Genomic DNA, 14,163 nt, shown 5'->3' with positions numbered 1-14,163 from the left:
GTCGTCCATTCCATGCCCGTCTCGTCACGGCGTTTGCTGGTTCCGCTGGCCTACCCTCGGCACTCTCGAACGAGGCTTCCCTATCGGCCAGCGGGCCCTCGCACTTGCCACACGGGGCAGTTGATGCGTTCGTTGCGCTTCGAGCGGGACATACGTTGCAAGGGTGAACCGGATGAGCGCCATTCTGGGGCGGGTAGAGTTCGACGGCGCGCCGGTCGACGAAAGGTCGTTCCGGGCGGCCATGACCGCGCTCGCCCCCAAGGGCGCGCCCGCGCCCGGTCTGAACCTTCTGGGGAATGTGGCGCTGGCATGGGTGCATCTGCCCGTGTCGCGGCGCGAGGCCGGCCGCTCGCAGCGCGCCTCGGCCGGTGGGCAGCACCTCCTTTCCGACGCCATCCTCGACGACCGGCAGGGCCTCGAGGCGGCGCTCGGCCTCGCCCCGGCGCAGGCGCACGCGGCGTCCGATGCCGAGCTGATGCTCGCCGCATGGCATCGCTGGGGCCGCGACAGCCCGAAGCGCATCGTGGGCGACTTCGCCCTCGCGGTCTGGGACGGCGGCCCGCGTCGGCTTCACCTCGTTCAGGACCACGTCGGCACCCGGCCGCTCTACTGGGCCAGAAAGGGGCGGTCGCTCGTCTTTTCCAGCAGCATCAGGGCGCTCGTGGCCTTTCCAGACTTGTCGTGGAGCATCGACGAAGAGATCGTGGCGCGGTTCCTCTGCGATCCCGGCCGGCCGCTTCCCAGATGCTTCTGGGCCGACATCCATTTCACCGGACCCGGAACGACGCTGACGCTTGGCGCCGAGGAGACCGCCGAATATCGCTGGTGGAGGCCCCGCGACATCGAGGAGCGCGACCCCGGCGGACAAGCCGCGTGCGAGGAACAGCTCCGCGCGCTCGTCACCGAAGCCGTGCGCTGTCGCGTCGATACGGACTTTCCCGTCGCCTCGCACCTGAGCGGGGGCCTCGACTCCACGCTCGTCACGCGGCTCGCCGCACAGGAATTGGCCAAGGATGGCAGGTCGCTCAGGACGTATTCGTGGGCTCCGCCCGTCTCGGCGCACGATCCCGACATGGGTGAGGGCGACGAACGCCGCCTGATCGACCGGATGGCGCGCGCCGATGGCCTCGACTGCCATTTCGGATCGGTGCGGGGCGATGACCTGCGCCGGTTCATCTCGGGCCCGATGGAACTGGACGGCCCGTCCAACCTGATGGAGGAATTGGAGACGCTGCAAGACGCGCGGTCGAGGGAGGTAAGGGTCATTCTCTCGGGCTGGGGCGGCGACGAGGCCCTGTCGGCCGGCGGGCTCGGCTATCTCGCGCATCTGCTGCGGACCGGCCAGCTTCCGCGTGCCTGGCGCGTCCTTGTGAGGCATGCGCGCGGCAGGCATCCGGCGCGGGTCATGAAGGTGCTCTGGAGATCGGGCATCGCGCCCAACCTGCCCGAACCGCTTGCGAGGTTCTGGTCGCCCTTCGCCCTGATCCATGCCGAGCGGTGCTTCATCTCCCCCGGCCTGCGACGCCGCCACGCCGGGGCGGTGCGCGAGGCCTCGGCGTCTTTCCCGATGGGACACGATCCCAAGGACTTCATGATCCGGCATCTGGAATACGGACACCTCGGCGAGCGGATGCGGACCTGGGACGCCTGGGCCGCGCGGTCGCAGGTCGTCTACCGATACCCGCTGACCGATCGCCGGCTGCTCGAATTCATCCTCGGGCTTCCGGCCACGTCGCTGTTCGGTGACGGGCAGTTCCGGTTTCTCGCGACGCGGGCGTTCCGGGACCTCTTCACCTTCGGCCTCAGTCCCGACGATCCGGCGAATCAGCGAAACAGGGCCCGTTTCAAGCGCGAATGCTGGGAAATCCTGAAGCACGAGCTTGAAAGCGGCGATCTCCATCTTGCCGAAAGCTGGTTTCGCGCGCCCGACCTCGGCCGGGCGATCCGGGAAAGTCCGTCCGGGATGGATGACGCCAACCTTCTGAAATTTGCCGAGATTTATGGCGCCATGCGAATCCACCATTTGCACGAACGGCACAAGCCGCCGAACCGCTGACGAAAGTACGGAACCCTTCGCCATACCTGTTTTCTTGACAATTCAGCCAAGCAGTTAAAAAAAATGTTATCGACGCCAAATATATTTGGAAGGGGGAATTTGATGATCGAACGGATTGCGAAGACGACGAAGGGCAAATGGCAGACGCCAACCCTCGAGACGCTCGACGTGGGCAGGACCCTCACGGACAGTCCCTGCGCACCGAACGAAAACCAGACGGGCAATGGCGCCTCGAACAGCCAGAACCCGGGTTACGAATTCTGCAGCTGACGGCCGGCGAAGGCCACGCGTCACAGATGAGGGTGCCGGCGTTGCCCTGACGGGCGCGGCTTCTCGGGACGAATGATCTCCCTCGGGGGCAGGCTTTGTGTCTGCCGGGATACTCCTTTAAAAGACATCTCGCGGTGCCGCCACGTCCGGTCGGCGGCGAAGCGGGGAACCCGGCGATGACCTCAGGAGACGGCGCCAGCCTCCAGATCGAAACGTCGTCGGACCCGGCGTCGGTAGTCCTGGCCGGCGCCTGCACGATCCGCACCGTCAGCGCGCTGGAGGCGCGGCTCCGCCACCTCGATCCCTCCTCGCGCCTCTCGGTCGATCTGGGCGGCGTCACGAGGCTCGACACCGCGGGCGCCTGGTCCCTGGCGAGCCTCGAGCAGCGCGCGGAGGCGGCGGGCGGGCAGCTCGATATCCGCGAAGCGACGCCCGAGATGCGGGCGATCCTGCGCAGTGTGACCGACGCCATGCCCAAGCCCGAGACCGCGCCCGAGGCGCACGTGACACTGGCCGACCGGATCGAGCGGATGGGCCGCGCCGTGGCCGGCGGCACCGGCGCGGTGCTGGGCTTTGCGGGCTATCTCGGGCTGTTCCTGTCGCGCCTGTCGCGAAGCCTGACGCACCCGCGCGAGTTCCGGATGACGTCGCTGGTGCATCACTGCCAGGAGGTCGGCGTGAAGGCTGTGCCGATCGTGGCGCTGATGGCTTTCCTGATCGGCGTCGTTCTCGCCTTCCAGGGCGCGGTTCAACTCCGCCAGTTCGGCGCCGAGGTCTTCGTCGTGGACCTGATCGCGGTCTCGGTGCTGCGCGAGCTGGGCATTCTTCTGACGGCGATCATCGTGGCCGGCCGCACCGCCTCGGCCTTCACGGCAGCCATCGGCTCGATGAAGATGCGCGAGGAGATCGACGCGATGCGCACGCTCGGCCTCGACCCGGGGATGGTCCTTTTCGTGCCACGTATCCTCGCGCTGTTCCTGATGCTGCCGATCCTGGGCCTGATCGCGAACGTGGCGGGGTTGTTCGGCGGGGCGCTCATGTCGTGGATCGAGCTCGGCATCTCGCCCGCGATGTTCCGCACCCGGCTGATCGAGGGGACGGACGCCTCGCATCTCATGGTCGGCCTCGTGAAGGCGCCGGTCTTCGCGCTGATCATCGGCGTCGTGGGCTGCCGCGCCGGGATGCAGGTGAAAAGCAACGCGGAATCGCTGGGCCAGCAGACCTCGAAATCCGTCGTCGCGGCGATCTTCGCGGTGATCGTGGCGGATGCGCTGTTCTCGATCTTCTTCGCCGAGCTGGGGGTCTGAGGATGGCGCAGGACCACGGCAAGGACGCGATGCGGCCGGCCGACGCGCAAGGCGACCGCGCGGGCGAGACGGTCATCGAGCTGCGCGGCGTGCGCAACCAGTTCGGTTCGCATGTCGTGCATGACAACCTCGATCTCGACGTCCACCGGGGCGAGATCCTCGGCGTGGTGGGCGGATCGGGCACGGGCAAGTCGGTCCTGCTGCGCACCATCGCGGGCCTGCAGGCGCCCGCCGCCGGCAGCGTGCGCGTGCTGGGCGCGGATGTCTTCACCGCCGACCAGGACACCCGCGCGGCGATCGAGGCGCGCTGGGGCGTCATGTTCCAGGATGGGGCGCTGTTCTCGTCGCTCACGGTGCGCGAGAACGTGGAGGTTCCGATGAAGGGCGTGCCGGGCCTCGACCCCGGCATCGCGCGTGAGCTGGCCGACCTCAAGATCTCGATGGTGGGCCTGCCCTACCTCGCGGGCGACAAGTATCCCTCCGAGCTTTCGGGGGGAATGCGCAAGCGCGCCGGCCTCGCCCGCGCGCTCGCCCTCGACCCCGAGATCGTGTTCCTCGACGAGCCGACTGCTGGCCTGGACCCGATCGGCGCGGCCGAATTCGATCAGCTGATCCGTGGACTCAGCCGGTCGCTTGGCCTAACGGTCTTTCTGGTCACGCACGACCTCGACACCCTGCACGCGGTCTGCGACCGCATCGCCGTGCTCGCCGAGCGCAAGGTGCTTGTCACCGGAACGATGCGCGACATGCTCTCGGTCGATCACCCGTGGGTGCGGTCCTATTTCCACGGCCCCCGCGCGAGGGCCGCACTTGACGCCGCACCGGGCGGGACACCGGACGGCACCGCGAAGGAAGACGTCTAGGTGGAAACCAGAGCAAACTACATCCTGATCGGCGTCTTCGCTCTTGCTGGCTTCCTGGGGATCCTCGGCTTCTTCCTGTGGTTCGCCCGCGTCGAGCTGGACCGGCAGTTCGCCTATTACGATATCCGCTTCTCGTCCGTCTCGGGCCTCAGCAACGCCTCCGACGTGCGTTTCAGCGGCCTGCCGGTGGGACAAGTGGTGGACGTGCGGCTGTCTCCCGACCGCGACGGCACGATCACCGTGCGGGTCGAGGTCGACGCCGAGACGCCGGTGCGCACCGACAGCGTCGCGACGATCGAATCCCTCGGCGTCACCGGCGTGTCCTATGTCGGCATCGGCCCAGGCTCGCCCGACGCGCCGCTTCTGCAGTCGGCGAGCGACCGGCCGATCCCCGAGATCGAGGCCGGGCGCTCCACGCTCCAGACACTGACCGAGGACGCCCCGGCCCTCGTCGAGGAGACGCTGCGCGTGGTGCGCGAGATCGGCGGCATCTTCACCGGCGAGAACTCGGCCCGGATCGAACGCATCATCGTCAACGCCGAGGAGGCGTCCGAAACCTTCGCCTCGACCCTCGAGGCGTTTTCCGGGGTGGCCGACACGGTCGACGAATTCGCCCAGCAGATCAACCGCTTCAACACCACGCTCGACGCGCTGACGGCGGAGATGAATATCGTTCTCGCGTCGGCAGACGAGACGCTGAATTCCATCGACAGCCTCGCCGAGGAGGCGACGGTGATCGTGCAGAACGGATCGGGGACGGTAAGCGCGGTCCAGGCCATGGTCAGCGAGGCGCAGCGCTATATCGGCGAGGACCTGTCGCGGACGACGACGCAGATGCAGGACACGCTTGCCGCGCTGCGCGGCGAAGTGACCCGGATCGGCGACGACACCGGCGCGATGCTGGCCGCGCTGGAAGAAACCGGCACGACCGCCACCGCGCGCCTGCGCGAGGCCGAGACGACCCTGCAGCAGGTCGATGCGCTGATCGCGACGCTGGACGAGGCCGCGGTCTCGGTCGAGGCGGCGGCGACGCGGATCGACGGGCTGATCGTGCAGGAAGGCGCGCCGCTTCTTGCCGAGACGCGCGTGGCCGTGGCCGACGCGACGCAGGCCATCGCGGCGATCCGCACCGCTGCCGAGACGGACCTGCCCGCCGTCCTCGACGACGTGACGGCGGCGGTCGAGAACGCGCGCGCGGTAATCGAGACCGTGGGCTCCGACCTGACCGAGGCGAGCGGCGATGTCTCGGGGCTCGTCACGACGGCCAGCACGACCATGACGCAGGTGACGGAGACCTTCGCCAACGCCAACCAGACGCTGTCGGCCATCAATGGCGCGCTCGAGACGGGCGAGCGCACGCTCGCGGCAGCCGAAAGCGCCTTCACCGGCGCCGACCGCGTCATCAACGAGGACGTGCCCGGCCTGATCGCCGAGCTCGAGACGACCGTGCGGGGCCTGAACGAGGCGGTGGGCGAGGTCTCGGACGACCTGCCCGCGATCTCGTCGGAGGTGCGCGCCGCCAGCGAAGCCGCCTCGCAGGCCTTCGTCCGGCTCGGGGCGCTTGTTGACAGCTCGGCCCCCGGTGTTCAGGACTTCACGACGAGCGCGCTGCCGCTGTTCTCGCAGCTGGCGCAGGAAACCCGGGCGCTGATCGGAAACCTCGATCGGCTCACCCGGCAGATCGAACGCAGTCCCACCCAGTTCCTGCTGGACCGGGACGTGCCGGAATTCAGAAGGTGAGGTTGCGTTGCCGCAGATCCGCATGACCCCGGCCCGCATGGTGCGCGCCGCCACCGTGGCGGCCGTCCTCCCGATGCTGGCGTCCTGCAGCGCGATCTCGGCGCTGGGGGACGCGGCGACGCCGCTCGAGGTCATCGTGCTCGAGACGCCCGGCGACCTGCCCGTGCGGCCGGGCCGCCCGCTGCGCCGCGACATCATCGTGGAGGAGCCCTCGACCGGGGGCGCGCTGGCCACGGACCGCATCCTGATCCAGCCCGGCCCGTTCCAGGCGCAATACCTGCCCGGCGTCCGCTGGAGCGCGCCCGCGCCGCAGGTCGTGCAGACCCTCATGCTGCGCGCGCTGGATGCGACGGAAGCCTTCCAGTACGTCGGACGGCAGCCGCTGGGACCGGGCGGCGACTTCGCCATCGTCACCGAACTCGTGGATTTCCAGGCCGTCCTCGGACCCGAGGGCGAGACGGCGCGCGTGGAGGTGCGGATGGTCGCGCGCATCGTGCGCGAGCGCGGTGTGGAGATCGTGGCGTCCCGCACCTTCGCCGCGAACGCCGTGGCCGCGTCGCTGTCGGACCTCGACCTCGCGGCAGCCTTCGACGACGCCGCCGGCCGGGTGATTTCGGACTTCGCCTTGTGGACGCTTTCGTCGCTCGGGGCGCTCTAGGACCGGGCCCCGCGCTCGGAGCGGAAGCCTCAGAGCCCTGCGACCAGCAGCGCGACAAGAATGATCGAGAGGATCGCGAACAGGGGAGCCGTCGCGGGCGCGGGCTCGCGGGCGGGCACGTTCAGCAGAAGATCGCCGCCAGCGGGCCGCCGCCAGATCCGGTCAATTTGCGCGCATCGGGAAAAATTCATGGGACAATCCTTTCGTCCCTTCATGAATATGCCGAATTCCCGTCAGATTTGAGCGCGCATCGGTCTAGATCGACTATCCTTTCGTATATCCTCGCGGGCCTTCCCTGAGATGCGGGCGTCACGCCGGCGGCGCGGCAGCGCCCAATTTCAGCGGCGGACCGCCCGCCCCGCCGGGGCGGGGCGCAGGGGTCAGTCTCCCTCCATCTGCTGCACCAGCTTGCCCAGGAACATGCCCATGCCCCCGCAGCCCGTTTGGCTCCAGCCGCCGTCCACCGGCAGGATCGCGCCGCTGACGTAGGCGCCCATGTCCGAGCCGAGGAACATGCACGCATGACCGATGTCGTCGGGCGTGCCGAGCCGGTTGAGCGGCACCGAGGCCCGGACCTTGCCCAGCGCCTCGGGTCCCGGCGCAAGGCGCGCCATGCCTTCGGTGCCCTCGATCGGGCCCGGCACGACCGAGTTCACCCGGATGCCGTCGCCGCCCCATTCGATCGCGAGCGAGCGGGTGATCATGTCCACGCCCGCCTTCGCCGCCGAGACATGCGCCTGTCCGTACATCGGCAGGAAGGCCTGCGGCGCCGAGATGTTGACGACGCTCGCGCCCGGCTTCCTGAGGTAGGCGTAGCTCGCCTTCATGACGTGGAGCGTGCCCATCAGGTCGATCTCCACCACGCTGCGGAAGGCGTTGACCGACATGCCCCTGACGCTGGCCGGAAAGTTCCCGGCAGCGCCCGACACGAGGACGTCGAAGTCGCCCCATGCCTCGTGCACGCGGCCGAGGCCCTCCTCGACCGCGGCGGGGTCGCGCACGTCGGCGGCGAAGCCCATGGCCTCGGCCCCGAGCGCCTCGAGCGCCGCGACGGTGTCTGTCACCTTCTCCTGCTTGCGCGAAGCGACGGCGACGCGCGCGCCGTGCCGGGCGAACAATTCGGCGATGCCGCGATTTATCCCGCTCGTGCCGCCGACGACCACCACGGTCTTGCCGGTGAAATCCAGTGTCAGGCTCATGGCGTCCCTCCCTCGGGTCTGTCTGGTGTCGCCCCGAGCTTATGCGCCGGAACGCCGTCGGGCCATGCCCAACGTCGGCGGCAACGCGACGTTATCGCCCGGGGCCGCCACGGAAATTGACGGCGCGGGGGGCGCGGTGCACCATCGCGGCGCGCGGCGTCCTTCGGCGGCCGCGAAGCGGGGTCGGCATGACGGACGGAACGAAGGTGTCCCTGTGGGACCGCTCGGCGGAGGAACCCGATCACGAGGCACCCCTTCCGGGCGACGCCACGGCGGACGTGGCCATCGTGGGGGGCGGGTATACCGGCCTTTCGACCGCGCTGCACGGCGCCGGGAAGGGTCTCGACTGCCTCGTGCTCGAGGCGCGCCGCATCGGCCATGGCGGCTCGGGGCGGAACGCGGGCCTCGTGAACGCCGGCGTCTGGCACCCTCCGGGCGCGGTGCGCGCCGCGCTTGGGCCGACCTACGGGCCGCGCTTCGTCGAACGCTTCGGGGCCGCGCCCGAATACGTCTTCAGCCTGATCGAGCGCCACCAGATCCGCTGCGAGGCGACGCGCGAGGGCACGATCCACGCCGCCCACGCCGCATCGGGCCTGAAGGGCCTTGTCGGACGGCACGCCGAATGGTCGCGCCTGGGTGCGCCGGTCGAGATGCTGGACCGCGAGCAGGTCGCCGAGCTGACGGGCACACGCGCCTTCGCGGGCGGGCTTCTGGACCGCCGCGCAGGAACGGTGAACCCGATGGGCTACGTCCGCGGCCTTGCGCGCGCGGCGCGCGGGGCGGGCGCGCGGATCGCGACCGGGGTGCGCGTCACCGCCCTCAGGCCCGACGGCGCGCAGTGGATCGTGGAGACGGACCGCGGAACGGTCCGGGCGCGGGCCGTCGTCCTCGGGACCAACGCCTACACGGACGAGCTGTGGCCTGGCCTGCGGAACGTGTTCACGACGATCCCGTATTTCCAGTTCGCCACGGCGCCGCTGGGCGCGGAGGGCGCCACGATCCTGCCCGGCCGCCAGGGCCTGTGGGATACCGCGAAGATCATGTCGAGCCTGCGCCGGGACGCCGCGGGGCGGCTTGTCGTGGGGTCCATGGGCCGCGTCATGGGCGACGCCCGCGACGGCCTGTCGCGCCGCTGGGCTGAAAAGCGCCTGAGGCGGCTGTTTCCGCACCTTGGCGAGATCACCTTCGAGGAAGCGTGGCACGGCGAGATCGCCCTGACGCCGGACCACCTGCCGCGCATCCACCAGTTGGCCCAAAACCTCTATACCCCCATCGGCTACAACGGGCGCGGGATCACGACGGGGACCGTCTTCGGCAGGGCGATGGCGGAGCTTCTGACCGGGATGGACCCCGCGGACCTGCCACTTCCGATGAGCGGGGTGCGCAACGTTCCGGCGACGGACCTGCGCGCGCGCCTTTTCAGGACGGCCTTCGCGGCCAACCAGATCGTGAAGGCGCTCTAGCGGCAGCTGGCGAGGCTGGCACGGGGCCGCGCGAGGGTCTAAGCCCCGCGGGCGCGGGCGCTGGCGACGGAGGCGCGCGGGCAAGCATGACGACGAAGACCGAAAACGGGAGCGAGACATGGAACAAGCGAAACTGGCCCTTGTGACCGGGGGAGCGCAGGGCATCGGGCTGGCCTGCGCCGAGGCGCTGAAGGAGGACGGGTTCGAGGTGATCCTCTCCGACATCGACGGGGACGGCGTGGCCGAGGCCGCGGCACGGCTGGGCGCGGCGGCGGGCATCGCCTGCGACATGGCCGACGCCGAAGCGGTCCTTGCGATGTTCGACCGGATCGAGGCGGACCACGGTCCGGTTTCGGCGCTGGTCAACAACGCGGGCATCGCCATGCCCGGCGATTTCCTGAGCTACGACCTCGAGACCTTCGACAAGGTCATCGCGGTCAACCTGCGCGGGACGTTCGTGGCGCTCCAGCGGGCGGCGCGGACCATGGTCGAAAACGGCATGCAGGGCGCGATCGTCAACATGTCCTCGATCAACGCGCAGCTCGCGATCCCGGCGATCCCGGCCTATTGCGCCTCGAAGGGCGGAGTGATGCAGCTGACGAAGGCGGCCGCGATCGCGCTTGCGCCGCACGGGATCCGGGTGAACGCCGTCGGCCCAGGCTCGATCGACACCGCGATGATGGCGGGCGTCAACGCGAACCCCGAAGCCCTGCAGCGGGTCCTGTCGCGCACGCCGCTCGGCCGTGTCGGCACCCCGCGCGAGATCGGCGACGTGGTCGCTTTCCTGTGCTCGCAGAAGTCGAGCTACGTCACGGGCGAGACGATCTACGTCGATGGCGGGCGCCTGGGACTGAACTACACGATGTGATCGCGGGCGGGGACGCGCGCGGCGGGTGGCGCGCATGCGGCGGCGCGGGGCCGGGGGCCCCTTGCCGCCGCTGGTGCCTCCGGCGGGAGTTTTTCGGCAAGGATGAAGGAGGGCGGCAGGCTTCGCCGCAACGCCCGTTCCCCGCGGTCAGCCCGCGCGGGCCAGAAGGCTCGCGTTGCCGCCCGAGGCCGTGGTGTCGATGCACAGGTGCCGCTCGGTCACGCAGAAGGGCGCGAGATCGGCGGCCGTGATCAGCGGCAGGATCGGCCCGTCGCGCCCGGCGAGCGCGCGGCGCAGATCCTGCGCGCCGGGCGTCCCGCCCCACCACGCGACGGCCTCGATGCCGCCAAGGTCCCTGAGCGCCGCGGGATCGAGGGTGCCGTCAAGGCCCTCGTCCCCGGAGAGGCCCGGCGCGACGGCAAGCGCCGAGCAGCCCACGGCGCGCGCCTGCCGGGCCTGGTCGAGCGCGGCGGAGCGCCCCGGCCCGAGGCACAGGACGACGCTGCGCGGCACGGTCGAGTAGCGGTTCGATTCGCCCGTGGGGCCCGGAAGGCTGACCGGCTCGGAGGCTGCATCGACCGGTGGCAGGGCGGCGATCCGGCGCGTCAGGTCCGCGGCGGAGAGCGGAGCCCCCTCGGCGGCCTCGCCCCGGCCCTGCCGGGGCTTGCAGAAGCGCGGCACGTAGAGCGGGCCGCCCGCCTTGGGCCCGGTGCCCGACAGCCCGCAGCCGCCGAAGGGCTGGCTGCCGACGACCGCGCCGATCTGGTTTCGGTTGACGTAGACGTTGCCGGCGCGGATGGCGGCCCGCACCTCTTCGACACGCGTGTCGATGCGCGTGTGCAGGCCGAAGGTCAGGCCGTAGCCGGCCGCGTTCACGGCGTCGACCACGGCAAGCGTTCGGTCCGCGCGGTAGGTCGCGACGTGCAGGACCGGCCCGAAGACCTCGCGCTCCATCTCGGCCATGCCCGAGACGCGCAGGACGACAGGGGCCACGAAATGGCCCTGAGCGGGGGCTGGGAGTTCATGCATCACGCGGCCCTCGGCCCGCGCCGCCTCGACATGGGCGCGGATGCCGTCGCGGGCGGCCGCGTCGATGACGGGGCCGACGTCGGTCGCGTGGTCCCACGGATCGCCGAGACGCAGTTCGTCCATCGCGCCGAACAGCATCCTGAGGAAGGCCGGGGCGATGTCCTCCTGCAGGTAGAGGATCCTCAGCGCCGAGCAGCGCTGGCCCGCGGACTGGAAGGCCGAGGCGACGATGTCGCGCACCGCCTGTTCGGGCAACGCCGTGCTGTCGACGATCATGGCGTTGATCCCGCCGGTCTCGGCGATCAGCGGCGCGCCGGGGTCGAGGGTGTCGGCCATTGCCCGGTGGATGGCCTGAGCGGTCCCGGTCGAGCCGGTGAAGGCGACGCCGGCCACCGCCGGGTCCGAGGTGAGCGCGCGGCCGATGCCCGACCCCGTACCGGGAAGGAACTGCAGCGCGGCCAGGGGCACGCCCGCCTCGTGCAAAAGCGCGACGGCGCGCGCCGCGACGAGCGGCGTCGCCTCGGCGGGCTTGGCGAGCACCGCGTTGCCGGCGGCGAGGGCGGCCACGATCTGGCCTGTGAAGATCGCCAGCGGAAAGTTCCACGGGCTGATGCAGGTGAAGACGCCCTGCGGCGGGTCGGCCACCTCGGTCGCGCGGGCGGCGTAATAGCGCAGGAAGTCCACCGCCTCGCGCACTTCCGCGACGGCGTCCTTCGGGGTCTTGCCGGCCTCGCGGGCGACGATGGCGAAAAGCTCGGGCGCGTGGGCCTCGTAGAGGTCGGCGGCGCGTGTCAGCGCCGCGGCGCGGGCTGCGGCGTCCGCGTCCCAGGGCCGTGCGGCGCGCGCGGCGCGGGCGACATCCTCGGGGGCCGTCTGCGTGACCTGCCCCACGAGATCCTCGGGGTCGGCGGGGTTGCGCACGGCCTCCGACGCGCCCTGCCCCGGCTCGATTGCGAGGACGGGGCCTGCGGTCCAGCGCGTGTCGCGGAACGGGGCGCGCGCGGTCTCCAGCGCCTCGAGCGTCACCGGGTCGTGCAGGTCCCACCCGCGCGAATTCGTCCGCTCGGGCGCGTAGAGGTCGGCTGGCGCCTTCACGGCGGGATGCGCGCGGCCGAGGCCCTCGGCCTCGAAGGGATCGGCGGCCACGGTGCGGGACGGCACGCTTCCGTCGAGCACCTGGTTCACGAAGGAGCTGTTCGCGCCGTTCTCCAGCAGGCGGCGCACGAGGTAGGCCAGAAGGTCGCGATGCGCGCCGACCGGGGCGTAGATGCGGCAGCGGGTGCCCTCGTCCGCCTTCACCATGTCGTGCAGCGCCTCGCCCATGCCGTGCAGGCGCTGGAACTCGAAGCTTCTGCGGTCGTCACCGGCCATCTCGAGGATCGCGGCGACGGTGTGGGCGTTGTGGGTGGCGAATTGCGGATAGATCCGCGGCGTCATGCCAAGAAGCCTGCGCGCGCAGGAGATGTAGGAGACGTCCGTGGCGGCCTTCCGGGTGAAGACGGGAAAATCGGGCAGCCCCTCGACCTGCGCGCGCTTGATCTCGGTGTCCCAGTAGGCGCCCTTGACGAGGCGCACCATGAAGCGGCGTCCGAGGCTTTCGGCCAGCGCGTGGACCCAGTCGATCACCGGCGCGGCGCGGCGGGAATAGGCCTGGATGACCACGCCGAACCCGTCCCACCCCGCAAGTTCGGGGTCGCGCGCGACGGCCTCGATCACGTCGAGCGAGATCTCCAGCCTGTCGGCCTCTTCCGCGTCGATGCTCAGGCCCATGTTCGCGGCGCGCGCGGCGCGCGCGAGCTCGCGGACGCGGGGCACCAGTTCCGCCATCACGCGTTCGCGCTGCGCTTCCTCGTAGCGGGGATGCAGCGCGGAAAGCTTGATCGAGATACCGGGATTGTCGGCGACATCGCCGCTGCCCGATGCCCGCGCGATCGCCGCGATCGCCTCCGAGTAGGACAGGAAGAACGCCCGCGCGTCCGCCGCCGTCAGCGCCGCCTCGCCCAGCATGTCGTAGGAATAGGCGTAGCCGCGCGCCTCCTGCGCCTCGGCCCGCGACATCGCCGCGCCGATATCCTCGCCGAGGACGAACTGGTTGCCCATCTCGCGCATCGCCCGGCGCACCGCGGTACGGATCACCGGCTCGCCCAGACGCTTGACGGCGCCGCGCAGCGTCCGGGCGACACCCTGCTGCCGGCCATCGCGCAGGACGCGGCCGGTCAGCATGAGCGCCCATGTCGAGGCGTTCACCAGCGAGGACGAGGAGCGTCCCAGATGCGTGCCCCAGTCGGAGGGCGCGATCTTGTCCTCGATCAGGTCGTCGACCGTCTCGGCGTCAGGGACCCGCAAAAGCGCCTCGGCAAGGCACATGAGCGCGATCCCCTCCTCGGTCGAGAGGCCGTATTCGGCAAGGAAGACCTCCATCAGGCCGGGCCGCGACCCGCCGCGCATCCGGTCGACCAGCGTGGCGGCGCGCAGCGTCGCGGCCTGTCGCAGCTCGGGCGTCATCGGCGCGGGGTCGGCCAGCGCCGAGAGAACCTCGGCCTCGGGCGCAACGTGGCGTGCGCGCACGGCGGCGCGGTGCAACGCAAGGTCGGGGGTCATGAGGCTGAGATCGTTCATGGGCCAATCCTACCACTTCCTGAATGGTCAGGTTGCCCGTAATTATCTGTTAATGTAGGAGATGAGACGTATTTTTGGACTTTGGACAGAT

Annotated in this window: 11 protein-coding genes; 8 read left to right on the top strand and 3 right to left on the bottom strand. The window is 70.3% G+C overall.

Going from position 1 to position 14,163, the window contains the following annotated elements:
• Positions 1-172: 172 nt before the first annotated feature.
• The 6 genes from P6F26_RS08710 (at position 173) to P6F26_RS08685 (ending at position 6,894) form a co-directional block, all read left to right on the top strand.
• The gene (locus tag P6F26_RS08710) at positions 173-2,056 is read left to right on the top strand and encodes an asparagine synthetase B family protein (protein ID WP_278028290.1); all 1,884 of its coding nucleotides are present in this window, start codon (positions 173-175) and stop codon (positions 2,054-2,056) included.
• Between the two features lie 102 nt (positions 2,057-2,158).
• On the top strand, positions 2,159-2,326 hold the full coding sequence (locus tag P6F26_RS08705; RefSeq protein ID WP_278028289.1) for a hypothetical protein: 168 nt from the start codon (positions 2,159-2,161) through the stop codon (positions 2,324-2,326).
• Between the two features lie 176 nt (positions 2,327-2,502).
• On the top strand, positions 2,503-3,633 hold the full coding sequence (locus P6F26_RS08700; RefSeq protein WP_278028288.1) for an ABC transporter permease: 1,131 nt from the start codon (positions 2,503-2,505) through the stop codon (positions 3,631-3,633).
• Positions 3,634-3,662: 29 nt separating this feature from the next.
• Positions 3,663-4,496 carry an ABC transporter ATP-binding protein gene (locus P6F26_RS08695; RefSeq protein ID WP_278028378.1) on the top strand — a complete coding sequence of 278 codons (834 nt, stop codon included), beginning with the start codon at positions 3,663-3,665 and terminating at the stop codon, positions 4,494-4,496.
• Positions 4,497-6,236, top strand: coding sequence for an MlaD family protein (locus P6F26_RS08690; protein ID WP_278028287.1), 1,740 nt, complete (start codon positions 4,497-4,499; stop codon positions 6,234-6,236).
• Positions 6,237-6,258: 22 nt separating this feature from the next.
• A complete protein-coding gene (locus P6F26_RS08685; protein ID WP_278028286.1) occupies positions 6,259-6,894 on the top strand; it encodes an ABC-type transport auxiliary lipoprotein family protein in 636 nt (211 codons plus the stop codon).
• Between the two features lie 29 nt (positions 6,895-6,923).
• Here the strand turns inward: P6F26_RS08685 and P6F26_RS08680 are convergent, their stop codons facing one another.
• Positions 6,924-7,085 carry a hypothetical protein gene (locus P6F26_RS08680; RefSeq protein WP_278028285.1) on the bottom strand — a complete coding sequence of 54 codons (162 nt, stop codon included), beginning with the start codon at positions 7,083-7,085 and terminating at the stop codon, positions 6,924-6,926.
• A gap of 189 nt (positions 7,086-7,274) precedes the next feature.
• Positions 7,275-8,093 carry an SDR family oxidoreductase gene (locus P6F26_RS08675; RefSeq protein ID WP_278028284.1) on the bottom strand — a complete coding sequence of 273 codons (819 nt, stop codon included), beginning with the start codon at positions 8,091-8,093 and terminating at the stop codon, positions 7,275-7,277.
• A 188-nt stretch (positions 8,094-8,281) separates the two neighbouring features.
• Between P6F26_RS08675 and P6F26_RS08670 the strand changes: the two genes are divergently transcribed.
• Both P6F26_RS08670 and P6F26_RS08665 read left to right on the top strand, forming a co-directional pair.
• Entirely contained in the window at positions 8,282-9,556 is a 1,275-nt protein-coding gene (locus P6F26_RS08670; RefSeq protein ID WP_278028283.1) for an NAD(P)/FAD-dependent oxidoreductase, read from the top strand.
• Between the two features lie 118 nt (positions 9,557-9,674).
• Entirely contained in the window at positions 9,675-10,424 is a 750-nt protein-coding gene (locus P6F26_RS08665) for an SDR family NAD(P)-dependent oxidoreductase (RefSeq protein ID WP_278028282.1), read from the top strand.
• A 147-nt stretch (positions 10,425-10,571) separates the two neighbouring features.
• Here P6F26_RS08665 and putA read toward each other — a convergent pair whose 3' ends face one another.
• Positions 10,572-14,072: a bifunctional proline dehydrogenase/L-glutamate gamma-semialdehyde dehydrogenase PutA gene (putA, locus tag P6F26_RS08660; protein ID WP_278028281.1), complete on the bottom strand. Its 3,501-nt coding sequence runs from the start codon at positions 14,070-14,072 to the stop codon at positions 10,572-10,574.
• Between the last annotated feature and the right edge of the window lie 91 nt (positions 14,073-14,163).

Origin of the sequence: Roseicyclus salinarum, assembly GCF_029624655.1 — a bacterium.
Taxonomy (GTDB): Bacteria; Pseudomonadota; Alphaproteobacteria; order Rhodobacterales; family Rhodobacteraceae; genus Roseibacterium; species Roseibacterium salinarum.
This window is presented reverse-complemented; position numbering and strand designations above follow the sequence as displayed.

Coding starts and splice junctions, on each gene's coding strand:
- P6F26_RS08710 (WP_278028290.1), top strand. CDS start 173: ATGAGCGCCATTCTGGGGCGGGTAGAGTTCGACGGCGCGCCGGTCGAC.
- P6F26_RS08705 (WP_278028289.1), top strand. CDS start 2,159: ATGATCGAACGGATTGCGAAGACGACGAAGGGCAAATGGCAGACGCCA.
- P6F26_RS08700 (WP_278028288.1), top strand. CDS start 2,503: ATGACCTCAGGAGACGGCGCCAGCCTCCAGATCGAAACGTCGTCGGAC.
- P6F26_RS08695 (WP_278028378.1), top strand. CDS start 3,663: ATGCGGCCGGCCGACGCGCAAGGCGACCGCGCGGGCGAGACGGTCATC.
- P6F26_RS08685 (WP_278028286.1), top strand. CDS start 6,259: ATGACCCCGGCCCGCATGGTGCGCGCCGCCACCGTGGCGGCCGTCCTC.
- P6F26_RS08680 (WP_278028285.1), bottom strand. CDS start 7,085: ATGAATTTTTCCCGATGCGCGCAAATTGACCGGATCTGGCGGCGGCCC.
- P6F26_RS08675 (WP_278028284.1), bottom strand. CDS start 8,093: ATGAGCCTGACACTGGATTTCACCGGCAAGACCGTGGTGGTCGTCGGC.
- P6F26_RS08670 (WP_278028283.1), top strand. CDS start 8,282: ATGACGGACGGAACGAAGGTGTCCCTGTGGGACCGCTCGGCGGAGGAA.
- P6F26_RS08665 (WP_278028282.1), top strand. CDS start 9,675: ATGGAACAAGCGAAACTGGCCCTTGTGACCGGGGGAGCGCAGGGCATC.
- putA (WP_278028281.1), bottom strand. CDS start 14,072: ATGAACGATCTCAGCCTCATGACCCCCGACCTTGCGTTGCACCGCGCC.